Genomic DNA, 21,507 nt, shown 5'->3' with positions numbered 1-21,507 from the left:
TCAGTACCGGATTAAAAATCCGGATCCCAGTCCACCTGAACTTCACCACCATCCAGATCGACATCAAGAACGATTGCATCCACAAACGGGATCAGACGTTGTTGTTTATCCACACTGCCTTCGCACTGTGTCACCACCATCACCTGATTACCGCCACCGGAATCAAACAGTTCTTTTACCTGGCCCAGCAATTGTCCGTCGGTGTGTTTGACCTTCAGACCTTCGAGCTGGAACCAATAATGTTCGTTTTCATCGAGTTCGGGCAAATCGCTGGTTGGTACACCAATTTCCACCTGAGATAAGGCCAGTGCCTGATCGCGGTCATTGATGCCTTCCAGAGCGGCCGCCAGGCCTTTGCCCTGGGGACGACTGTCACGCAGTTTATATTCTTTCCACTGGCCGTTAACGTTCAGCAACCAGACCGGATACTCCAGAATATTGGTCATGGGTTGTGTGTACGAATACACCTTCACCCAGCCCTTAATGCCAAATGCCGTGCTCACTTTACCCAGGATGGTGATGTCCTGTTCTGAATTCACGTGCTGGCCTGTCATGACTTCCCCGTGCGCCAATTAAGCCTGAGCTTTCTTAGCGTCTTTCAGTAACTTAGCTACGCGATCAGTTGGCTGAGCGCCTTTGCCAATCCAGTACTCAACACGTTCCAGATCAACACGCAGGCTTTCTTCCTGGCCACGAGCAACAGGGTTGAAGAACCCAACACGCTCGATAAAGCGACCGTCGCGAGGCATGCGAACGTCAGCTACGTTAATGCTATAGAAAGGGCGTTTTTTTGAGCCACCACGGGCTAAACGGATAACTACCATAAAATTGATCACTCCGATCGTTTTATCTTTGACAGGTTTTGGAATCGCCTGCCGTTCAACATACCTTGCTAATAATCAACAGTAACTGACTGATTCTTAACAAGAATTTGGGATTACTCTGAACCCGGAAAGCATTATAAATAACACTCCAGACCCAGACTAACCCAAGTAAAAGGGCGCGTAGTGTATAAGAAGCCACACCACCCTGTCCAGCTGATCCACCGCGATGGTGATAACTTTGCCTTGCTGCGGTAATTCACCGGCGCCTATGCCCAGCCGTCGTTTAACCAGTGAATTGGGCAACTCGCCTAACATATAACCCAACCCGGCAATCGCCCCGGCAAACAATAATGAATGTCCGGCAAACGGCGAGCGTTCCGCCAGCAACCACTCCAGCGGCAACAATACTAACGCCGCAGCCCCCGTCAGGGCACTGGCGTAATGCGATGTCTTTATCTGCGGTTTGTGTATTAATGCTGTTGTCGTACAAACCTACGGTAATTTCGTCAGCATTACAGACGCCGGATACTAACCCTTCACCACAACCCCAGGTGGAAGAAATCAGTGCCTGACGACGATCACCATTCACCGGATTTGCGGTAAACATCACCCCCTGAGAACCTCAACCCCCTGACCCGTAACCTCAACCCCTTGATCCGTAACAATCTGTAGAGAAAAAAACGCTTCCCGGGGCAGACCCATACAGCCTCTGTCGTTATAATGCGCCCGCCCGGCCGCCATATCCCGGCAACCGGCCGATAGTCCGCTCCGGCGACCACCCGTTACCGGAACCCAGTAACAAAGCCACCAGCCAAACGGTGTTACATGAACTATTCCCTTTTTGACCTGCTCCAGCTGATCGGGGCGTTAGGTGTTTTTATCTTCGGGATGAAGGTTTTCAGTGAAGGACTCCAGAAAATTGCAGGCAATCGCCTCAAAGGTATCCTCAGCGGCATGACCCGCAACCGGCTGACCGGCGTGGTCACCGGCTTTGCCACCACCGCCATTACTCAGTCCTCCACCACCACCACCGTTATGGCCGTCAGCTTCGTTAATGCCGGCTTATTAACCTTTATTCAGTCCACCGGCGTGATCATGGGGGCCAATATCGGCACCACTGTCACCGCCTGGATCGTGGCACTGTTTGGGTTCAAGATGAAAATCACGCCCATCGCCATGGCACTGATTGGTATCTTCTTCGCTTTCCTGTTTTCGAAAAACAGCCGCTGGCGCAACATCGCCGAAACCATGGTTGGTTTTGGTATTCTGTTTATCGGCCTGGAATTTATCAAAACCGGTGTGCCGGATATCCGCAGTAACCCGGAAATGCTGGCCTTCCTCGATATGTTCGCTGGCCACGGTTACCTGTCGTTATTATTGTTTGTCGCGGTGGGTACCATACTGACGCTGGTGATGCAGTCATCTTCAGCCGCCACCGCCGTCACCCTGGTGATGTTATTTGAAGGCTGGATTTCCTTCCCGCTGGCCGCTGCCATGGTGCTGGGTGAAAACATTGGCACCACAGTCACCGCCAACCTGGCCGCCATGGTCGGTAATGTGCAGGCCAAACGGGCTGCCCGCTTCCACCTGGCCTTTAACCTGATTGGTGTGTGCTGGATGTTAGCCGCCATTTACCCGGTGATGTACGCCATCGACAGCATCATCCAGAGCTTTGCATCCAGCCCGGCCTCGATCATGAGTAATGATCCGGCGGCCCGTCCCAATGCCACACTGGGACTGTCGTTATTCCACACCTCCTTTAACATCCTTAACGTTGTGCTGTTATTTGCCTTTATTCCGGCGATTGTGCGCTTTATCGAACGCATCGTGCCCGACGACGGTGAAGAAGACGATTACCACCTGCGTTACATCAGCACCGGTATGATGAACTCGCCGGCATTGTCGATTGAACAGGCACAGAAAGAAGTACAACACTTCGCTGAAATTGTTGAAAAGATGCACAAACGGGTCAACAAGCTGCTGTTTGATCCCCAGGCAAAACGCCAGAAGTTACTGGATAAAATCGCCCAGATGGAAGACACCACCGACCAGATGGAAGTGGAAATCTCCGACTACCTGGTGCGGGTCACAGAAGACGGTAACCTGGAACAGGAACTGGTGGAACGCATCCGCTTTATGCAGATGATGATCAACGATCTGGAACGCATTGCCGATATCTACTTCCAGATATCCAAACTCAGCGAACGTATGCACGAAACCAAGTCGGCCTGGCCACAGGAGGCCAATGAGGAAATGACCGCGATGATGACGGCCGTGCAACAAGCCATCAACAATATGCGCAAAAACGTTGCCCGTAACGCCAGCAGTGTTGATCTTGATGAAGCCATCCGGCTGGAAGACCGGGTTGATGAACTGCGTGATGAGTTCCGTACCAGCCACTACCAGCGACTGGAACAATCGGCCTACTCGCCACGTGCCGGGGTCAGCTTTATTGACGTGTTAAACCGCCTTGAGCGGATCGGCGATCACGTACTGAACGTCAACGAATCCGCAGCTGCCAGCCGTCTGAAAGCGATGCGCATCCGCGGCAATCGCTGAACCAGAGCCGCTAACAAAAAAGCTTCCGCGCAGCAGCGCGGAAGCTTTTTTTATCTCCGCAATAACCGCAATCGTCAGGCTTCGGCCAACGGTGATGGCGGCAAAACAATACGATTACGGCCCGCCTCTTTGCCCTGATACAAGGCATCATCCGCCCGCGCTACCAGGTGCTCAAGCGTATCTCCCGGCTGTAACTCACTGATACCAATGGTCGCGGTGACGTAAATATCCTTGTCGCCACAACTGACCGCAGCGGCCTCCAGTTCATTGCGGATACGTTCTGCCACCAGCGCCGCCTCCTGCGCCGGAGCCGCCGGCAGCAATAACAGGAACTCCTCACCGCCCCAGCGCGCCGCCAGATCACCACGCCGGATCTGTTGTTTTAATAAGCGCGAAAAGTGCATCAGCACCTGGTCACCGGCCTGATGACCAAACAAGTCGTTAATGCGTTTAAAGTTATCCAGATCACACAACATCACCGCCAGTGGCAGGCCATTACGGCGGTGATTATCCAGCTCACGCTCTGCCAGCCGCTGCAGACTGCGACGATTATGTAAGCCGGTCAGTGAGTCTGTGGTTGCCAGCTGTTTCAGCTTCTGTTCGTTGGTAACCACCAGGCGGTAATACAGCCCGGTAAGAAATACCATCACAAACAACACCGCCACCAGATTAAAATAATACAGGCTGTCACGTACCAGCTCAGGCAGCAGGTACACAGGCGCGGAAGTGCGCAGACCATAATCCATCAACACATACACCATGGTCAGCAGCAACACCGCCGGCATTTTCGCCAGGCCTTCCTTTAACGGGCTGATCATAGTAACCGGCGGAATCAGCATGGCGTAAAAATGGAAGCCGGTATCCCAGCCCAACAGATACACCGCCAGTGCGGCATGAATCAGAATCTCCAGCGCCACCATCAGCCAGGCCGAAAACTCCAGCAAGCTGCGGTAAATCACCACAAAGACGATGAGATACACCACCACGCTGACGATGTTTACCGCTGCCATAAAAGCAATGTCATACAGGAAAAACAGGCTGGCAAACGCCAGGTGAAGCACGACGCCAACTAAAGAGGCCTGAAGCATCAGTTTGCGAAACAGTCGCTCGCTGCCTCCGGCATCTGGTGCCATCAGAGATGAGAAAGGATTCATTAACGGAAAGCTGCCAATTGTTATAAATTATCGTTGTTAACTGAAGTATTGGCGATAAAACCGGGCTTTACAATTGACGGCATGTTCCGAAAGGTAACCGTTAGTGACCAGAAGTCACAGAAGCTGTGCCCTCTGGTCAGTCGGGAAAGGGATTCAGACTTTGGCCAACAGAAACTTACGCCCGGCAGCCACACCGGCTTCGATGTCCCAACCCGGCACCACAGCACCCAGCAATGCCGCGGTGATATTGCCATCCGCCGCCACCAGCTGGCGTAATGCTTCATCGTCCGGTTCTTCCCCGTTCAGCCCGGGCGCATCGCTGGCAAACTGGCGCAACAGATCAAAGCTGTCGTCACAACACATATCGACCAGCCCCACAGAAATAAAGCCATCATCCAGATCATAGGCTGCCCGCTGCCACTGCAGGCCATCCCAGCCATAAACAAAACCGAGCCATTCGCCCAGCGGCTGAGGATTCAGATCGGCCGCCCACCAGTCCGGCGCTGCTGCCAGTAAATCCGTTTCTTCTTCCTGAAAATATTCCGCTGCCTCACCATAATAGGTTTCAGAATATTCATGATCATGACCCAGCATCACCGCCCGGCCACCGTGCTGAAAGCGTAAGCAGGCCCAGTTACCGCCACCATCGTGATACAACCACTGATCTTTTTCGGCATAAGCCGAATCATTCCAGCCACGGGCGGCACACACAGCCGCCATCGCTGCCCAGCCGCCACGCAGCTGTTGTGGTTCCGGGATATCGAGCGTTACCAGAGACATAATTCATCCTTAATCGTTGCGGTGTTTGCCGCATTCTTATTGAGCTGATGAATAATATCAACCGCAGATCAGCCGGGCTGCCAAATACAGCACACTCCGGCCGCTGTCAGTGCACATAAGCAAACAGGCCAGCCGCTAAAACCGCCTGTAGTATTATCATACTACCCGCTGTTTGCAGGATTCTGATTAACTGTCGTCAGCGTCAATTCCGGCGTGCTCACTCAGGATCTCAGCGATGAAAATATTAATGATTACCGGCGACTTCGTAGAAGATTATGAAAACATGGTGCCTTTTCAGGCATTAATCGCCTGCGGCCATCAGGTCGATGCGGTGTGCCCGGGCAAGCAGCGTGGTGACACCATCGCCACCTGCATTCACGATTTTGAAGGCGACCAGACCTACAGCGAAAAACGCGGTCATAACTTTGTGTTAAACGCCGACTTCGCCGGACTGGATGCCGCCGACTACGACGCCCTCTATTTACCCGGTGGACGGGCACCGGAATATCTGCGCCTTAATCCACAGGTACTGGAACTGATCCGCGCTTTTTTCAGCGCCAACAAAGCTGTTGCTTCCATCTGCCACGGGCCACAATTATTAACCGCCGCCGATGTGATTCGTGGCAAACAGGTGTCGGCCTACCCGGCCTGCGAACCTGAGATCCGGATGGCCGGCGCAGACTATGTCAGCCTGGAAATGGACCAGGCCATCACCGATGGTAAACTGGTTACCGCACCGGCCTGGCCAGCTCACCCACAATTATTGCAACAATTTATGGCGCTGCTGTAACCGGCCACAGTAATGTCATTTTCCCGGGAGGTAACCCGCTATGTGTCAGCTGTTTATTAATGCCGATTCACACCTGTGGAGCAGCAAAACCCGCTCACTGCGCATCGATGGCGTGGTTACCTCCATCCGCCTGGAACATTACTTCTGGCACACCCTGCAGGAAATCGCCCAACGTGATCAGGTCAGCCTCAATCAGCTGATTACCCGCCTGTATCTGGAATCGTTAGACGCCGACCACGACGCCGGTAACTTCACCTCTTTTTTGCGGGTCTGTTGTGCCCGTTATTTGTCACTGGCGGCGGATGGTTATTTACAACGTAACGACACCACGCCACTGGCCGGCATCAATGCCAGTGAAATTCTCAGCCACGAAGCGGCACAGGCACGCCAGCGCCAGGTCCGCTGGCCGAACTGATTTATTGACGGATATCACCGGCCTGACACGCCGTAGTTATTGACAATAACCACAAGCCTGAGCATTCTCTCAGTCCGTATTTTTATCAGGGAATGGATAATGAAAGACGTTCTGAAAATGGCAGGTCACGCCGCTGCCCATGCAATCTGGAGCATCAGCGAAGGAGAAGCGCTGATTCCGATACTCTCCAACCTGAAAGACAATGGCCAGGCGACTATGTCGCGCTTTATGATGGGCTCGGCAGAAGCGATGGCGGCAGGTAATAAAAAGGCCAAAGAATTTGAACCGGATGATAAAGGCACAGCCTTTATTTTTGATGGTTATGCCCACCTCGACAGCGGCCGTGTCGATTCACTGATCATTGATGTGAACTTTGCGCCGGACAGCCAGAAAAGCCTGCGTTATATGATTCCCTATCGCCACGCAACACACAAAGATGGCTTCGCAGTTCACCGGCTGAAAATCTGCAATGTCAGTGGTTTTTCCACCAGTGATGCCCAGCAAATCAGTGATTCGTTTTTTGATGGCCTGGAATCACACCAACAGGGCAATAAAATCTGGGTAGAGAACTACGTTGATCAACCCGGAGCCACCGCAACTGACGATGAATCGGGGAAATTTTCCTCACAAGACTACCAGGCATTAATCAGTGCGCCTTATCTGATCTTTATTCTGGTCGCGGCGGCAGATGGCAAGGTGGATGACAAAGAAATTAAAGAGTTTATTAAACTACTGACCAACCCCGAAACATTAGAAAATCCACTGTTACACAAAGTGATCACCAGTACCATTGGCTCAGCCGGAGAATACCTGACTCAGGTGTTAAGCCGCTCAGATGACTATATTCAGGAACTGGAGAAACTTAAGCGCATTGTCGATGATAACCTTCCCGACAATGAAGCACGGGAATTTAAAATGGCGCTGTTGCAGCTGGGTAAACAAATTGCTGCAGCCTCCGGTGGTTTCTTTGGTTTTGGCAACAAAATCAGCAAGCAGGAAAAAATGGCGTTAGCTGCCATCGCTATCTGTCTGGATATCCAGCCTTCCTGACACACCAGCCAGCGATCACACATATGGCCAGGGATTTTTATCCCTGGCGCATAAATCGATACTCAAACCCGCCACCCGGATATTCCACGCAGATAACAGCATAAAACTAAGATACTGTCCCCTCGCTGACCACAACAAAGGCATCATGGGAAAAATAATAATTCACCGCGTACAGCAACTCTGCCCGGGAATAGTTTTCCTTCTGCATCGCCAGATTACAGATAATATCTTCCAGCTGATCGAGATTCAGAAAGTTACTGTAGCCACAAGGGTGGATACTTTCTTCAAACTCATCGAATTCCTCTGGCGAAAAATCATCATCCCCCAGAATCGGATACATCTCAGTTGCCAGCGTCACTTCGGTATTGCCATGCGGATCTTTAAACAATAACCAATGCTGTTGCCCCGGGTTAGCAACACAGCTGTCCAGCCACTGAAGCAGCGTTGCCGGAGGCCCGAGAAAAGGTTGAATATCCATCAGTTTCCCTATTAATTCATCAGTCAAAATCAATACTGCGAAAATAAATCCAGGCCTTTTGTTCCTGCTGACTTAACCAGTCTTCACGCTCATTGTCATCGGCAATAAAATCTGCATAAAAACGAATGGCGGCAAACCACAACTCACCACCCATATACTGGTCGTATACGGACTTAATCCCGGTATCCAGGAATAACGGCAGGTGCTGTGGATGTTCGGCAAAATAATCCAGCAACTTACCCTGGTGTGCCTCGACCTGCAGCGATCCCCACTGACCACCGGCACCACCGGCGCGGTGCGCCAGCAGCACTGCCATTAATAACATCAAACAACAAACCGCCTGCTTCATACCCAACCCTGTCGGTTTCTGACCACTTTAATAACAAGCGCAGTGTAAGCGCCTGCGGCTGCACAGGTAAAGGCGAATAAACACAACCCGCTCATTACTGATTGTTTTAATTATAGAATTGAGATAAAAGCCACAATCCGCTAAACGTTTCGCCGTAAAATAGCTACTAAATCAGCCTATTGGGAAAACAGCGTCAGCTAACCACTCAGCGACGGTAAGGAATAACATGACACAACACTATTTTGCCGAATGGTACGATGCCGACAAAACAACCGACCTTAAGCCACTCAGGCAAGCAATAGCTAAGCGGGATAAGGCCAGCCTGCAGGCAATCTCGGAACAACTTTTTGAAAGTTATCTGGATATCACGGCGGCACTTCCATAGGCTGAGGTAGCCCAATACGCCGAATGTCTGGATATCTGCCTTTATTGTTACTTTATTAACCCCGAAGTGTTTCGTCTGTTTGTTAAACGCGCCAACCAGCGTCGGGCAACCGAATCCACGAAGGAATGGCAGGAATTCGACGAGTATTTCCTGATTACCTATCAGTTCAGATACGCCTTTGGTTAGAAGAGGAAGGTTACCCCGATCTTGCTCAGGCATATATCCGGGCATAATCAGGTTGCTGTCGGATTAATAGCCTTCGCTGACCCGTTCGAAGTTTTGTTCACACAAGCCATCCGCTGCAACATCAAACCACCACCAAGCGACTCGCTCCCCGGTGGTTACGCACTCAAAGCCAAAAACAGATGCCCCGTCGTAATGACTGTGGCTGATCTGTAGCAAGCGGTAATGTTTACCCGCCGATATGTTTCCCACGCTGTACTCGGGACACTCAGTCATTGCCCGATAGACAGACCCAATGATCAATGGGTGTGTTCTCCAAGTTGCACCGTTCATTGCCATAGGTTTACCCACACATTCTCGTTCCCACTCTGAATTCTCGTTCCCACGCTCAGCGTGGGAATGTAGTCGTTTTGATCACTTATTCTCGCTCCCACGCTCAGCGTGGGAGCGTCGCTGTTTGCTTACTCAAACTCCTGGCATTCCGGCAAACCGGAATTGATACGATACCAACTCGCCTTTTGTGAAACCCAGATATGCTCTTTCTCGGTTGAGTTAATATCACTATCAAGTGACCCTAACCTTAGAATGATATGAGGCGTATTTTCTCGCTTGGCATAAACCTGAGTGCCACAGTTTGCACAAAAGTAGCGGTGCTTTCCTTGAGATGATTCATAGGACTTCAGGCTGTCTGATCCTGATAAATTAAAATCTTCATCTTTGATGGCAGCAACACTTGAAAATGCACTTCCATGAGCTTTCCTGCAAGTTTGGCAGTGGCAATGAACAATATCGCCAACGTCTCCGGAAATCTCATATTTTACCGAGCCACACAGGCAGCTTCCTTTAATCATAGTATTCTCGATTTATTCCTCGCTCCCACGTTCTGCGTGGGAGCGTAGCTGAGCAGTCAGCCTCGAACGGATTGATCAGCAGCACCTTCACCCCAGGTTTCCAGACCATACAACCAGATCCGGTAAAGATCGTCTTCTGCTGCCGGAGACAGCTTATAATTTGTCATCCTGCTGCGCCTTCCTCCTGAAGTCTGCCAGTATCGCATCCTGCGATTTCTCTACCCAACCTTGCTCGGCGACTGATAACTCCGCCGCAATCAGCCGCTGACGAATCTCTTCTACTTCGCGTGCCTTGCGAATCAGGTCATTAACCACTTCGCTACGACTGGCGAACTCCTTGCTGTCGATTTTGTCCTGAATCCAGCGTTCGTTGGGTTCAGAGAGGGATAAGCTTGCTCGTGTTGCCATGGCTTCACCGTTGTCTGGGCTATCGCCCAAGTGATGTACTATTGATGTAATATTGCATCACACAACAACAATGAGCAAGTTACATACCTGTTGCAATTATACGCCCCTGGCGTATACTTAACAGGTACGCCAATGAAGGACAAGGACGATGCTATTCATTGAGACGCCGGTATTCACCAACTCTATTAGAGAGATTATGTCGGATGAAGAATACCGCCAACTACAGCTTGAGTTGGCTGAACAGCCGGATAAAGGTGATGTTATTCAGGGAACCGGTGGCATCCGAAAGATTCGGGCTAAAGCAACTGGCCGGGGGAAGCAAGGTGGCTCGCGGGTCATTTACTACTGGCGCTCAGCCCATGATCAGATTCTGATGTTGCTGGCCTACCCGAAGAACGAGCAATCAGACCTTACAGGTACACAGAAAAAGGCACTGAGGTCTGTCGTTATAAACTGGCGCTAAACCACTTGATTACTGATTATCGAAACGCATTTGAGGTTGCTATGAAAGACGAGTTATTTGATTCCCTGATGCAAAGCGTTCAACAGGCTGACGAGATTCTTAGCGGTAAAAAACAAGCATCACGCGTCACTGAAATTGAAGTGCCGGATGTAAAAGCGATTCGTGAAAATACCGGCCTTAGTCAACGCTTATTTGCCAGTTTGATTGGCGTTTCATTGCGGACATTACAGAACTGGGAGCAAAAACGCCGCACACCAGAGGGCCCGGCGCGGGCGTTATTGTTAGTGGTTAAAGAGAATCCTACAGCTGTGCTGGAAGCGCTTCAGAAGCAAAGCGCGTGATTTTCTTTTCTCGCTCCCACGCTCCGCGTTTCTCGTTCCCACGCTCGGCGTGGTAGCGTAGCTGGCCAGTCAACTCGGAACGGACCGGGCAGCCCGTATATTGCGATTCAATGCATAATCAGATTGAGGTTAGTGTCCGTTAAAGCGGTGGAAGATCAAACCGAATACTCCTTGCTGAAATAGTATTAAAGGAGTTATCCTTTCTTCAAAGGTTAGTTGCTGGTATATCAAGATGGTTTTAAACTTTTTGGTAGAAGTAATAAAATCTTAATACTACAACTCATCTTCTTATTTAAGAAAAGTATTGCAGTTAGTATATGAATTCGGCGTTTGAAAGAACTAATAGACTGGAATCACCGCCAGATAGCTATTGCAACAGCAAGCAAAAACTATTTTTGGAGAAATAGATATGCCGTTACCATTTATTTTAGCTGGAGCTGCTATTGCCGCAGCTGGTTATGGTGCTAAAAAAGGCTATGATGGCTACCAGGACAAATCTGAAGCAAACGATATTTTAGAGACGTCTAAAAGAAAATACGACAAAGAGCGTTCAGTCTTCGACAAACAGAATGAGTTGACAAACCAAAGCTTGGTTAAACTTGGTGAGCTGCAATTAAATATCGGTAATGATTTTAAGGACTTCAGAACTATTGCAAAAAAGCTCCTAGAAAAGCTGAACCAAGCAAACTCCAAAGATCTTGAGATCGACTTCCCACAACATAAACTCGACAAAATCGATGGCCTCGCACTATCCACCACCGCCTACATGGGCAAGATTGCAGGTGCTAGCGCGGCCGGTGCAGCGGCTGCATATGCTGTATATGGCGGCGTAATGGCTGTCGCTGCTGCTTCAACAGGCACACCTATTGCTGCCCTATCGGGTGCGGCTGCCTATAACGCCACGATGGCCGCAATCGGTGGCGGCTCCATTGCCGCAGGCGGATTTGGAATGGCTGGAGGCGCGATGGTACTCGGTGGCGTCGTTGCCGCTCCCATTATAGCAATCGCTGGCTGGGCCTTTGCGTCACACGCAGAAGAAGCATTAAGTGATGCGAGAAAGATCCAAACAGAAGTCAATGAAGCCGTTGGCAAGATGGCAAAGGGAGGCAAGCAGCTGAGCAAAACTAAGCTCTACGTCGATAGGATCTACGCCGAAACAGAACGCCTGTATGCCGTATTCAAAGAATACTTTGACAACCTGAAAGCCATTGACCAGCTCATTACATCAACATCTGGCATTTCTGAATTTGAAGATGATATTATCCGTTTAATTCAAAATGGCTATCAAATTGCAGCCATTCTCACCGATATCATCACGACACCGTTGTTTAAACCTAAGCAGGACGAGCAAGGTAACGTAGTACTGAGTGATGGGAATATCGTCGAAATAGAAACTGATAGTGAAGGGATGCAAGTGATCAACGAATTATCAATCAATGCTGCACTCGCGGAATCGAGTAATACACGAAAATAGCATCGTCCTTATTGAGATTTAATGAAAGGGAGGTAAACCTCCCTCCTCTACGGAACTGAATGACATGTCAGGAATTAATACAAAAAATTTCAGGTTAGTTGATGAGCTAAACAAAACCGTCACTAATAGCTTAGTAACCACATTCGGCCTGGATTTTTTACTTTTCGATGACAAAAAAGGCGGTGATGTCGCGACGATCAACAATGCTCGTCAGCACCAAAAAGGTGACAAGGATATTTACATGTCCGATAGCGTTCAACAAGACTATGCTAATAGAGGTGACTACAAACCCATTAAGTGTGATGTGAATGGCAACATCATGATCGATGGAAATGGCAAACCCAAAAAGGAAGATCTTTACCATTCACACCCGAATTATAAGGCCAAGGGCAAAAAAGACAAAAAACAGCAACAAGACGGTGAGTTGCTTGATGAGTACCGTGGCAAAACGATGTCTAATGATGAACAGCGCCAGCTCGACCATATCATCTCGTCTCATGAAGTCCACGATGATGCAGGAAGGGTCCTTGCAGGTCTCAGCGGCGTAGAGCTTGCCAACCAAGACTCAAACTTTCAATCGACACACAATTACATTAATAACCTCAAGTCAGATCATTCAATGGATGATTTTCTGACCACTGTCGTACCAAAGACAATCGAAAACAAGCGCAAGAGCATAGAAAAAGACAGGCAGTATTTAGAATCCATGCCAACAGAGACCAAACAGCAACGGCATGAAAAACGTCAGTTAGAGAGCAAAATTGCCAAGCAGAACGAGCAAATTGAGGCTCTTGAGAGTATTGACGAAGACAAAATGCGAGAAGCCGACAAGAGGGCAAGACAAGAATACGATAAGCAGATTAATTTTGCCTACTACAGCAGCAGTAAGTTCTTTAAGAGTACAGCGATGGAGTCTGGCAAAGCTGGCTTGAAGATGGGGGTAAGGCAGGCATTGGGACTTATTCTTGCTGAGGTCTGGTTTGAACTAAAAGATGCCATTCCTCAGGTTCTCAAAGATACAGAGGATAACTTTACCCTTGAAAAATTTCTTGGGAAGCTAAAGGCCACAGCTCAAAACATTTGGAATAGGGTGAAAGTTCGATTCAAAGATATTCTGGATGAATTTAAAAATGGAGCCTTGGCGGGGGCTTTATCTAGCTTAAGCACAACCATAATGAACATCTTTTTCACCACTCAAAAGTTGATTGGTAAGCTCTTACGAGAAACCTGGTCTAGTTTGGTCTCGGCGGCTAAGATCCTATTCTTCAACCCAGAGAACCTTGGCCCAGGCGCATTGGCACGTGAAGTAACACGCATCTTGTCGACAGGTGTCGCCGTTGCCATGGGGGTTATGTTCAACCAGCAACTTGCCTCTTTGATGACTTTCCCTCTGGGCACCGAACTAGCATCCTTCGTTAGTGCTGTCGCAACGGGTTTAATGACTATTGGTATCACCTATTTTTTGGATCACAGTCAGTTAATGCAAAAAGTCTGGGATTACCTTGATCAGTTTAAATCAAAAGCAAAAAGAACATTAGAGTACTTTCAGAAGGTGAATGCTGAGCTCGACAGATATTTGATTGAGCTTTCCAGAGTTGAGTTCAACCTTTCGCCAGAAGAGCTGACGAGGTTTGCAAGCAGCCTGGAATCCATCAGTTGCGAACACGAAAGAAGCCTCATGCTATCGAAAGAGATAAGCAAACGAGAGATAGAGCTGCCATTCGAGTCAAACAACCTCGATAGCACTCGAGCTTGGTTAATGAGCTTATGAGCCGGGAAGCCCTAACTCCCTTCCCCTGCTATTCGTGTGGAAAGTGCTGTTCGAATATACACTTATCACAAGAAACAAAAAGCCTAGATCGAGGTGATGGCATTTGCCGTCACCTCAATACCGAAAATAAACAATGCAGCATCTATGATACCAGGCCAGATATCTGTCGAGTGGAACTACAGTATCGGAAAAATTACGCATCCAGCTACACATGGAAGGACTTTGTTGAGATAAATCTCGCGATTTGCGAGGAATTACCAGACAGATTTCAGTGAGTGCCTTTCAATGGCAGAAGGCCAGCCCAATACCCGTGTAGCTTTGGGCATAAAACTGATAGATTTATTACAAGGTGATCTTCCAGTTCTACCTGCATGGCGGCCTCAGTGAACTGCTTGATCAATGGGGGGAGGATACTGCTTTTGCCGGTGAGGCCTTTACCTGTAGTAGTTCAGACTCGATCTGACAGTCGCCCGTTTTAAGCTGGTACCTGTCAGATTAAATCTGGGTTAATTTCTTTTCAGCCTAGATTCGTTTTCCATCAAGTAATGTTTCCAACGGCGTTCTACCGCAACAGGTTTTCCCTGATGAGTTCGTTCATTGCTGTAGTATTCCATCCACTCGTCCAGATCTTTTTGAAAGGCGTCGATTGAGGCATACAATTTCTTCCGGAAAGTGATCTGATAAAACTCCTGTAAAATCGTTTTATGGAAGCGTTCGTAGATACCATTGGTTTGCAGTGATTTCACTTTGGTTTTCGCGTGATCGATATCATTGATCTCTAAGTAAAGCTGGTAGTCATGCTGCTCGGGCTTGCCGCAGTATTCAGTGCCTCTGTCCGTTAAAATTCTCAGCATAGGCAGCTCCTGAGAGGCAAAGAACGGCACAATTACTCAATTCCTTGCATGGGGCCTAACAGCTTATTCGTGTACGTGCCTGATATCTTGGCGAGAATCTGTCGAGCTTATACCAGCAGCTAACTGATTTCATTCTGAAACCTTCCCTAGCAAGATCGTTCCCTTCCAGAAAAACGTGCACGCACGCTATTTCGAGTACTTTGCGCCTACTATCCTGCAAACCAGATTTGTAAGTCGCTGAATTTACTGGTGTTTAAATTATCACCAACTGAATTAACAGGCAAGCCTGTAAACAAAGCCTGCCGGACACACCTACACAAGGGCTACACCATTACCACGCGGAGCGTGGGAACGAGTCTGGGGCCTGCCGGACACACCTACACAAGGGCTGCACCATTACCACGCGGAGCGTGGGAACGAGTCCGGTTTGTAAAAATCAACACAGAAATATTTCAATAGAAAACCCGCTGCCTATCTCTAGAGCAACGGGTTTCTTTTCTATCAAACTAAATTCTTTTTAAAAGAACTCAGTTCTCCTCACACCAAACACGAGCATTACGGAACATCCGCATCCAGGCGCCATCTTCATCCCAGTGATCCGGTGCCCAGCTGTTCTGAACCGCACGGAACACCCGCTCAGGGTGAGGCATCATAATGGTTACGCGACCATCGTTCGCGGTCAGGCCGGTAATACCCTGTGGCGAGCCGTTCGGGTTCGCCGGGTATTGCTCGGTGGTTTCGCCGTAGTTATTCACATAACGCAGGGCAATCTGACCGGCCAGTTCATCGATATCCGCTTCATCCGCGAATTCCGCACGACCTTCACCATGAGCCACCGCGATTGGCATTTGTGAGCCAGCCATACCCGCCAGGAATACCGAATCGGATTCCTGAACTTCAACCAGAGAAACACGCGCTTCAAACTGTTCGCTCATGTTGCGCACAAAGTGTGGCCAGTGTTCCGCACCCGGAATCAGTTCGTGCAGGTTCGACAGCATCTGACAGCCGTTACACACGCCCAGTGCGAAAGTATCGGCACGCTCAAAGAATGCAGCAAACTGACTGCGCGCCTGTTCGTTAAACAGGATGGATTTCGCCCAGCCTTCACCGGCGCCTAATACGTCACCGTAAGAGAAGCCGCCACAGGCAACTAAGCCACGGAAGCTGTCCAGCGTCACCGCACCCGACAGCACGTCACTCATGTGTACGTCGATGGCAGTGAAGCCAGCGCGGTCAAAGGCAGCCGCCATTTCGATCTGGCCATTAACGCCCTGCTCACGCAGGATCGCCACTTTTGGTGCATCGTCAGAGCCGGCCGCCGGCAGATCAGCAGTAATATCTTCATTAATGTCGAAGCTTAGTTCGGCATTTAAGCCCGGGTCTTCAGCATCCAGCAGGCTGTCGAATTCCTGCTTGGCACACTCGGCATTGTCACGCAGCGCCTGCATCTCGTAGCTGGTTTGTGACCAGGTACGCTGCCAGGTAACGCGCGATTCGCTGAGGAATTCTTCGTCCTGGAAGGAGAAGGTAATCTGATCGTCTTCGTTCAGGGTGCCAATCACCTGAGTGCAGTCACCCAGGCCAGCGGCTTCAAACTGCGCCAGTACTTCTTCCAGGTCGTCACGACGCACCTGAATCACACCACCCAGTTCTTCAGCGAACAGCGCGGCGGCCAGTTCGTCCTGCGATTCCGCCAGCAGATCCAGCTTCACGTCCATACCGACATGACCGGCGAAGGCCATTTCGGTCAGGGTGGCGAATAAACCACCGTCAGAACGGTCGTGGTACGCCAGCAGTTTGTTATCAGCGTTTAAGCCCTGCATCACCGCGAAGAAGGCTTTCAGGTCTTCAGCGTCATCCAGATCGGCTGGTACGCTACCTACTTCGCCGTATACCTGTGCCAGACAAGAAGCACCCAGACGGTTCTGACCACGACCGAGGTCGATCAGTAATAAATCCGTCTCGCCCTGGTCAGCGCGCAGCTGAGGCGTCAGCACTTTGCGGGCGTCAGTGACGGGGGCAAAGCCGGTGATGATCAGCGACATTGGCGCGGTTACCGCTTTTTCTTCGTCTCCATCCTGCCAGCGGGTTTTCATCGACATCGAGTCTTTACCCACCGGAATGGTGACCTGCAGTTCCGGGCATAATTCCATGCCAACCGCTTTAACGGTTTCGTACAGTTTCTGATCTTCGCCGTCGTGGCCAGCGGCACACATCCAGTTGGCCGACATTTTAATGTCTGCCAGCTTGGCAATTGGCGCAGCGGCTAAGTTAGTAATCGCTTCGGCTACAGCCAAACGACCCGACGCCGGGCTGTCCAGCAGGGCCACCGGGGTACGCTCACCCATAGCCATCGCTTCGCCAGCGTAAGTGTCGTAAGACGAGGTGGTTACCGCCACGTCCGCCACCGGCACCTGCCACGGGCCAACAAACTGATCACGTGCCACGGTACCGGTAATGGAACGGTCACCAATGGTGATCAGGAAGCTCTTAGAGGCAACGGTCGGTAATTTCAGTACACGCTCTGCCGCTTCCGCCAGCTTGATGCCCGCGCTTTCGAAGTTTTCCGCTTTCACTTCGCGAGACGTCACATCACGGTGCATACGGGGTGGTTTGCCCAGCAGCACCTGCAATGGCAGGTCGACCGGCTTGTTATCGAAGTGGCTGTCGGTAACGGTTAAATGTTCTTCTTCGGTGGCGTAACCCACTACGGCATAGGGGCAGCGCTCACGCTCACAGATGGCATCAAACGCTTCCATGTCTTCTTCAGCAACCGCCATCACATAGCGTTCCTGAGATTCGTTCGACCAGATCGCCAGCGGGCTCATGCCCGGCTCATCGTTGGGTACGTTACGCAGTTCGAAGTTGCCGCCGCGGCCACCGTCGCCCACCAGCTCAGGGAAAGCGTTGGATAAACCACCGGCACCGACATCGTGAATAAAGGCGATTGGGTTTTTGTCACCCAGCTGCCAGCAACGGTCGATGACTTCCTGACAACGACGCTCCATTTCTGGGTTTTCACGCTGAACGGAGGCGAAGTCCAGGTCGGCATTCGATTGACCAGACGACATAGAAGACGCCGCACCGCCACCCAGGCCGATCTGCATCGCCGGGCCACCCAGTGCAATCAGGCGAGCGCCAACCGGGATGTCACCTTTCTGTACGTGTTCGTCACGGATGTTGCCGTAACCACCGGCAATCATAATGGGCTTGTGGTAACCACGGACTTCGCCGTCGTGTTGCAGTTCGAAGGTACGGAAGTAACCGTTCAGCGCCGGGCGACCAAATTCGTTGTTAAACGCCGCGCCACCAATCGGGCCTTCCAGCATAATATCCAGCGCCGATACGATACGGTCTGGTTTGCCGTACTGACTTTCCCATGGCTGTTCGAAGCCCGGGATTTTTAAGTCGGAGACGGTGAAACCGGTTAAACCTGCTTTTGGCTTGGAACCACGGCCGGTTGCCCCTTCATCACGGATCTCGCCACCGGAACCGGTCGCCGCACCGGAGTGTGGCGCAATCGCGGTTGGATGGTTATGAGTTTCAACCTTCATCAGGATATGCATATCTTCTTCATGGTATGCGTAAACATTTTTATCCGCGCCCTGCGCGTCAGAAGAAGGTGAGGAGGGGAAGAAACGACCGGCTTTATGGCCAGTAATCACAGACGCGTTGTCTTTATAGGCCGACAGGATGTTTTCGTTGTAACACTCGTAGGTGTTCTTAATCATCTGGAACAGCGACTTGTCCTGATCTTCGCCATCGATAGTCCAGCTGGCATTAAAGATTTTATGGCGACAGTGCTCAGAGTTCGCCTGGGCGAACATCATTAATTCCACATCGGTCGGGTTACGGCCAAGAATGTTGTAGTTCTCAACCAGGTAATCAATTTCGTCTTCTGCCAGTGCCAGGCCCAGGTTTTTGTCCGCCTCAACCAGCGCCTCACGGCCTCCGGCAATAATATCAACGGTCTCCAATGGCGCAGGCTCGGCGTGGGAGAACAGCTTTTCAGCGTCGCCGCTGTCGGCCAGCACCACTTCCACCATACGATCGTGCAGCGCCGCAGCAATGGCGTCGCGGTCGGCGGCGGTGATGCCTTCAACGTAATAAACAATGCCACGCTCTAAGCGCAGGACTTTCTCTAAGCCACAGTTGTGGGCGATGTCAGATGCCTTGGACGACCACGGTGAAATGGTGCCGAAACGTGGTACCACCAGAAAGGCTTCGCCCTGCCCTTGCTGCACGGCGACTTTCGGGCCGTATTGCAGCAGGCGCGCCAGTACCTGTAGCTCGTTGCCATCCAGCTCTGCGCTGGTGTCAGCAAAATGCACAAATTCGGCATAAACAGAGGACACTGCCGGGTTGACCGATTGCAGTTTCGACAGGATTTTATTCTGACGGAATTCAGAAAGCGCCGGGGCGCCACGCAGCTCAAGCATGGTGTACAAACTCCAGTGGTTGGGAGCAAAAGTGGGAGCAGAAAAACGAAGCGCGAATAATACCGGAGACACCCGCATCACACCAGATCAGAAGGCCGTTTTCGCCGCTGAAAAAGCCGCCGCGCCGGCGCTTTTATCCTCCGCATTTACCTGCCTGTTTAATCCACACACAAAGCTGACCACAGAGACAAAGATTGAGACAAGCAACCACAGACACATCTGCGGCCATATTCCGCCCCAACCATACAGATATCAGAACAAAAGCAGAACCAATCCCGTCTTTTGTTTCAATTTCAGCAACAGATAGTTGCCAGATACAAAAACAAACGCTGAAAACCCCCATTTTCAAGGACTTACGTCACACAGACGAAGCGACTTTGTCTTTGTTTTGCAAGATTAAACATTTATCCGGTTGTTTAATAAGCAACCAACGGGATAAAATGGGCCCAGATTTGAATAAATGCACCAAATAAGTGCAATAAACCGAGTATTTTACCTTATGCGTGGCCCAACCAGTCTAGTGCTGAAATCGCTGATTGCCGTTATGTGCTTCCTGGCACTGACGGGCAGCGTGCGCCCTACCGATCTGGAAGAGGCCCGCATGCGCGGCCATATCGTTATGGTGACGCGTAACAGCCCAACCACGTATTACGAAGACCGCTCTGGTATCACCGGCTACGAATACGAACTCGCTCAGGCGTTTGCCGATCATCTGGGCGTGGAGCTGAAAGTAAAAGTGGCCGATAACCTGGCCGATATCTTTACCCTGCTCGATCAGGGCGAAGCCTCATTTGCTGCCGCCGGCCTGACCATCACCGCTGAACGTCAGCGCTGGGCGCGTTTCTCCCAGCCTTACCAGCAAGTCAGAGAGCGGGTGGTGTATCGCCGTGGTGGCCTGCGCCCGAAACAAGCACTGGATCTGGCACAGGGCAAACTGGTGGTCTCGTCCGATTCCAGTCACGCTCAGATACTGCGCAGCCTGCAGCTTAACGAAGTACCGGAACTGACCTGGCGCGAAAGCCCGGAACTGGAAATCAACGACCTGTTACAAATGGTCGCCGGTGGCACGATTGATTTTACCGTGGTGCACTCCAACGAATTTGAAGTATTACAGGCCTATTTCCCGAACCTGGCCGTCGCCTTTGATATTACCGGCGAACAGGACGTTGCCTGGGCGTTTGAACACTCACGCGATAACAGCCTGCACGATGCGGCTAACGAATTTTTTGCTCAACAAGATACTCAGGCTTTATTAGCCACCCTGTCCGAACGTTTTTACGGTCATCTGGCGCAACTGAATTATGTGGGTGCCAAACGTTTCCTGCGTCAGACCGAAAAGAAACTGGATACCTATAAACCTCACTTTCAGCAGGCAGCCGAAATCCATCAGTTCGACTGGCGTCTGCTGGCGGCCATGGGGTACCAGGAAAGCCACTGGAATCCGCGTGCTCGCAGTTTTACCGGGGTCCGTGGCCTGATGATGTTAACCCGTAATACCGCCCGGGAACTGGGTATTAAAAACCGCCTCGACCCGCTGCAGAGTATCGAAGGTGGCAGCCGTTACCTGGCCAAACTGCGCAAACGTCTGGGTGAAGAAGTCCAGGAGCCTGACCGTACCTGGATGGCGATGGCCGCTTACAACGTCGGTTATGGCCACTTACGTGACGCCCGTAAGTTAACCGCTAAACGTGGCGGCAACCCGAATTTATGGCTGGATGTTAAAGACACCCTGCCGCTGTTAAGTCAGAAACGTTATTACCGTCATACCACCCATGGTTACGCACGCGGGCAGGAGCCCGTGGACTATGTGCAGAACATCCGCCGTTATTATGATGTTCTCGTGTGGCAAGATGAACAGCACCCTGTGTTCCCGGATGACGGACAACCAATGATGTTGTCTGCCATGCCGATGACTGTAATTCCTCCGCTCCTTTAAGAC

Annotated in this window: 23 protein-coding genes and 1 pseudogene; 10 read left to right on the top strand and 14 right to left on the bottom strand. The window is 50.7% G+C overall.

The features are described from left to right. Nucleotides 1–11 precede the first annotated feature (11 nt). From rimM to ACFOMG_RS02775, 3 genes are all read right to left on the bottom strand, one after another. On the bottom strand, nt 12–554 hold the full coding sequence (rimM, locus tag ACFOMG_RS02785) for a ribosome maturation factor RimM (RefSeq protein WP_376864644.1): 543 nt from the start codon (nt 552–554) through the stop codon (nt 12–14). Between the two features lie 18 nt (nt 555–572). Continuing rightward, nucleotides 573–824 carry a 30S ribosomal protein S16 gene (gene rpsP, locus ACFOMG_RS02780; protein WP_376864643.1) on the bottom strand — a complete coding sequence of 84 codons (252 nt, stop codon included), beginning with the start codon at nt 822–824 and terminating at the stop codon, nt 573–575. A gap of 283 nt (nt 825–1,107) precedes the next feature. Beyond that, nucleotides 1,108–1,431 carry a PEP/pyruvate-binding domain-containing protein gene (locus ACFOMG_RS02775; protein WP_376864641.1) on the bottom strand — a complete coding sequence of 108 codons (324 nt, stop codon included), beginning with the start codon at nt 1,429–1,431 and terminating at the stop codon, nt 1,108–1,110. A 218-nt stretch (nt 1,432–1,649) separates the two neighbouring features. Between ACFOMG_RS02775 and ACFOMG_RS02770 the strand changes: the two genes are divergently transcribed. Continuing rightward, entirely contained in the window at nt 1,650–3,383 is a 1,734-nt protein-coding gene (locus tag ACFOMG_RS02770) for a Na/Pi cotransporter family protein (protein ID WP_376864639.1), read from the top strand. 74 nt (nt 3,384–3,457) lie between these two features. Here the strand turns inward: ACFOMG_RS02770 and ACFOMG_RS02765 are convergent, their stop codons facing one another. Continuing rightward, complete coding sequence (locus ACFOMG_RS02765; RefSeq protein ID WP_376864637.1) at nt 3,458–4,537, bottom strand: GGDEF domain-containing protein; 1,080 nt, start codon at nt 4,535–4,537, stop codon at nt 3,458–3,460. Between the two features lie 153 nt (nt 4,538–4,690). Beyond that, nucleotides 4,691–5,317 (bottom strand): hypothetical protein, encoded by a 627-nt coding sequence (locus ACFOMG_RS02760; protein WP_376864636.1) that lies wholly within the window; start codon nt 5,315–5,317, stop codon nt 4,691–4,693. Nucleotides 5,318–5,543: 226 nt separating this feature from the next. Here ACFOMG_RS02760 and ACFOMG_RS02755 point away from each other — a divergent pair, with 226 nt between their 5' ends. The 3 genes from ACFOMG_RS02755 to ACFOMG_RS02745 all read left to right on the top strand — a co-directional run bounded on the left by ACFOMG_RS02755 (nt 5,544) and on the right by ACFOMG_RS02745 (nt 7,572). After that, nucleotides 5,544–6,107, top strand: coding sequence for a DJ-1/PfpI family protein (locus ACFOMG_RS02755; protein ID WP_376864800.1), 564 nt, complete (start codon nt 5,544–5,546; stop codon nt 6,105–6,107). Between the two features lie 40 nt (nt 6,108–6,147). After that, a complete protein-coding gene (locus ACFOMG_RS02750) occupies nt 6,148–6,522 on the top strand; it encodes a ribbon-helix-helix domain-containing protein (RefSeq protein WP_376864635.1) in 375 nt (124 codons plus the stop codon). 99 nt (nt 6,523–6,621) lie between these two features. After that, on the top strand, nt 6,622–7,572 hold the full coding sequence (locus tag ACFOMG_RS02745) for a hypothetical protein (protein WP_376864633.1): 951 nt from the start codon (nt 6,622–6,624) through the stop codon (nt 7,570–7,572). A gap of 106 nt (nt 7,573–7,678) precedes the next feature. On the opposite strand, the gene ACFOMG_RS02740 is transcribed toward ACFOMG_RS02745, so the two are convergent. The 7 genes from ACFOMG_RS02740 to ACFOMG_RS02710 form a co-directional block, all read right to left on the bottom strand. Continuing rightward, on the bottom strand, nt 7,679–8,050 hold the full coding sequence (locus ACFOMG_RS02740) for a DUF7716 domain-containing protein (protein WP_376864632.1): 372 nt from the start codon (nt 8,048–8,050) through the stop codon (nt 7,679–7,681). Nucleotides 8,051–8,069: 19 nt separating this feature from the next. Continuing rightward, entirely contained in the window at nt 8,070–8,399 is a 330-nt protein-coding gene (locus ACFOMG_RS02735; protein ID WP_376864630.1) for a hypothetical protein, read from the bottom strand. Nucleotides 8,400–8,604: 205 nt separating this feature from the next. Further along, nucleotides 8,605–9,015, bottom strand: coding sequence for a hypothetical protein (locus tag ACFOMG_RS02730; protein WP_376864628.1), 411 nt, complete (start codon nt 9,013–9,015; stop codon nt 8,605–8,607). Between the two features lie 18 nt (nt 9,016–9,033). Beyond that, nucleotides 9,034–9,219, bottom strand: coding sequence for a hypothetical protein (locus ACFOMG_RS02725; RefSeq protein WP_376864627.1), 186 nt, complete (start codon nt 9,217–9,219; stop codon nt 9,034–9,036). A gap of 209 nt (nt 9,220–9,428) precedes the next feature. Continuing rightward, complete coding sequence (locus ACFOMG_RS02720; protein ID WP_376864626.1) at nt 9,429–9,818, bottom strand: GFA family protein; 390 nt, start codon at nt 9,816–9,818, stop codon at nt 9,429–9,431. Between the two features lie 56 nt (nt 9,819–9,874). Further along, nucleotides 9,875–9,985, bottom strand: a complete 111-nt coding sequence (locus tag ACFOMG_RS02715) for a type II toxin-antitoxin system RelE/ParE family toxin (RefSeq protein ID WP_376864624.1) — start codon at nt 9,983–9,985, stop codon at nt 9,875–9,877. Next, nucleotides 9,972–10,226: a ribbon-helix-helix domain-containing protein gene (locus tag ACFOMG_RS02710; protein WP_376864623.1), complete on the bottom strand. Its 255-nt coding sequence runs from the start codon at nt 10,224–10,226 to the stop codon at nt 9,972–9,974. Before ACFOMG_RS02710 ends, ACFOMG_RS02715 begins: the two co-directional genes overlap by 14 nt. Before the next feature lie 148 nt (nt 10,227–10,374). Between ACFOMG_RS02710 and ACFOMG_RS02705 the strand changes: the two genes are divergently transcribed. The 5 genes from ACFOMG_RS02705 (at nt 10,375) to ACFOMG_RS02685 (ending at nt 14,550) form a co-directional block, all read left to right on the top strand. Then, nucleotides 10,375–10,689, top strand: coding sequence for a type II toxin-antitoxin system RelE/ParE family toxin (locus tag ACFOMG_RS02705; RefSeq protein WP_376864621.1), 315 nt, complete (start codon nt 10,375–10,377; stop codon nt 10,687–10,689). A 41-nt stretch (nt 10,690–10,730) separates the two neighbouring features. Further along, the gene (gene nadS / locus ACFOMG_RS02700; RefSeq protein ID WP_376864620.1) at nt 10,731–11,030 is read left to right on the top strand and encodes a NadS family protein; all 300 of its coding nucleotides are present in this window, start codon (nt 10,731–10,733) and stop codon (nt 11,028–11,030) included. 370 nt (nt 11,031–11,400) lie between these two features. Beyond that, the gene (locus ACFOMG_RS02695) at nt 11,401–12,504 is read left to right on the top strand and encodes a hypothetical protein (RefSeq protein WP_376864619.1); all 1,104 of its coding nucleotides are present in this window, start codon (nt 11,401–11,403) and stop codon (nt 12,502–12,504) included. Between the two features lie 64 nt (nt 12,505–12,568). Continuing rightward, on the top strand, nt 12,569–14,275 hold the full coding sequence (locus ACFOMG_RS02690) for a hypothetical protein (RefSeq protein ID WP_376864618.1): 1,707 nt from the start codon (nt 12,569–12,571) through the stop codon (nt 14,273–14,275). Beyond that, nucleotides 14,272–14,550, top strand: coding sequence for a YkgJ family cysteine cluster protein (locus ACFOMG_RS02685; protein WP_376864616.1), 279 nt, complete (start codon nt 14,272–14,274; stop codon nt 14,548–14,550). The genes ACFOMG_RS02690 and ACFOMG_RS02685 overlap by 4 nt, the downstream gene beginning before the upstream one ends. Nucleotides 14,551–14,797: 247 nt before the next feature. Here the strand turns inward: ACFOMG_RS02685 and ACFOMG_RS02680 are convergent. After that, nucleotides 14,798–15,162, bottom strand: a pseudogene (locus ACFOMG_RS02680) (integrase core domain-containing protein); the annotation flags it as partial. A 494-nt stretch (nt 15,163–15,656) separates the two neighbouring features. Continuing rightward, nucleotides 15,657–19,568 carry a phosphoribosylformylglycinamidine synthase gene (gene purL, locus ACFOMG_RS02675; protein ID WP_376864615.1) on the bottom strand — a complete coding sequence of 1,304 codons (3,912 nt, stop codon included), beginning with the start codon at nt 19,566–19,568 and terminating at the stop codon, nt 15,657–15,659. Nucleotides 19,569–20,067: 499 nt separating this feature from the next. Here purL and mltF point away from each other — a divergent pair, with 499 nt between their 5' ends. After that, nucleotides 20,068–21,504 (top strand): membrane-bound lytic murein transglycosylase MltF, encoded by a 1,437-nt coding sequence (gene mltF / locus ACFOMG_RS02670; protein WP_376864613.1) that lies wholly within the window; start codon nt 20,068–20,070, stop codon nt 21,502–21,504. Nucleotides 21,505–21,507: the final 3 nt, after the last annotated feature.

The organism is Bacterioplanoides pacificum (assembly GCF_042648445.1).
GTDB lineage: Bacteria > Pseudomonadota > Gammaproteobacteria > Pseudomonadales > Oceanobacteraceae > Bacterioplanoides > Bacterioplanoides pacificum.
The sequence above is the reverse complement of the archived record's forward strand: the minus strand, read 5'-3'. Positions and strand labels throughout refer to the sequence as shown.

Bases quoted from the DNA above. Each gene is read 5' to 3' on its own strand.
- ACFOMG_RS02685 (WP_376864616.1), top strand. From the start codon at position 14,272: ATGAGCCGGGAAGCCCTAACTCCCTTCCCCTGCTATTCGTGTGGAAAG.
- ACFOMG_RS02715 (WP_376864624.1), bottom strand. From the start codon at position 9,985: ATGACAAATTATAAGCTGTCTCCGGCAGCAGAAGACGATCTTTACCGG.
- ACFOMG_RS02705 (WP_376864621.1), top strand. From the start codon at position 10,375: ATGCTATTCATTGAGACGCCGGTATTCACCAACTCTATTAGAGAGATT.
- ACFOMG_RS02770 (WP_376864639.1), top strand. From the start codon at position 1,650: ATGAACTATTCCCTTTTTGACCTGCTCCAGCTGATCGGGGCGTTAGGT.
- ACFOMG_RS02775 (WP_376864641.1), bottom strand. From the start codon at position 1,431: ATGTTTACCGCAAATCCGGTGAATGGTGATCGTCGTCAGGCACTGATT.
- ACFOMG_RS02710 (WP_376864623.1), bottom strand. From the start codon at position 10,226: ATGGCAACACGAGCAAGCTTATCCCTCTCTGAACCCAACGAACGCTGG.
- rimM (WP_376864644.1), bottom strand. From the start codon at position 554: ATGACAGGCCAGCACGTGAATTCAGAACAGGACATCACCATCCTGGGT.
- ACFOMG_RS02750 (WP_376864635.1), top strand. From the start codon at position 6,148: ATGTGTCAGCTGTTTATTAATGCCGATTCACACCTGTGGAGCAGCAAA.
- ACFOMG_RS02740 (WP_376864632.1), bottom strand. From the start codon at position 8,050: ATGGATATTCAACCTTTTCTCGGGCCTCCGGCAACGCTGCTTCAGTGG.
- ACFOMG_RS02760 (WP_376864636.1), bottom strand. From the start codon at position 5,317: ATGTCTCTGGTAACGCTCGATATCCCGGAACCACAACAGCTGCGTGGC.
- purL (WP_376864615.1), bottom strand. From the start codon at position 19,568: ATGCTTGAGCTGCGTGGCGCCCCGGCGCTTTCTGAATTCCGTCAGAAT.
- ACFOMG_RS02735 (WP_376864630.1), bottom strand. From the start codon at position 8,399: ATGAAGCAGGCGGTTTGTTGTTTGATGTTATTAATGGCAGTGCTGCTG.
- ACFOMG_RS02720 (WP_376864626.1), bottom strand. From the start codon at position 9,818: ATGATTAAAGGAAGCTGCCTGTGTGGCTCGGTAAAATATGAGATTTCC.
- ACFOMG_RS02690 (WP_376864618.1), top strand. From the start codon at position 12,569: ATGTCAGGAATTAATACAAAAAATTTCAGGTTAGTTGATGAGCTAAAC.
- ACFOMG_RS02730 (WP_376864628.1), bottom strand. From the start codon at position 9,015: ATGCCCGGATATATGCCTGAGCAAGATCGGGGTAACCTTCCTCTTCTA.
- rpsP (WP_376864643.1), bottom strand. From the start codon at position 824: ATGGTAGTTATCCGTTTAGCCCGTGGTGGCTCAAAAAAACGCCCTTTC.
- ACFOMG_RS02745 (WP_376864633.1), top strand. From the start codon at position 6,622: ATGAAAGACGTTCTGAAAATGGCAGGTCACGCCGCTGCCCATGCAATC.
- ACFOMG_RS02765 (WP_376864637.1), bottom strand. From the start codon at position 4,537: ATGAATCCTTTCTCATCTCTGATGGCACCAGATGCCGGAGGCAGCGAG.
- mltF (WP_376864613.1), top strand. From the start codon at position 20,068: ATGCGTGGCCCAACCAGTCTAGTGCTGAAATCGCTGATTGCCGTTATG.
- nadS (WP_376864620.1), top strand. From the start codon at position 10,731: ATGAAAGACGAGTTATTTGATTCCCTGATGCAAAGCGTTCAACAGGCT.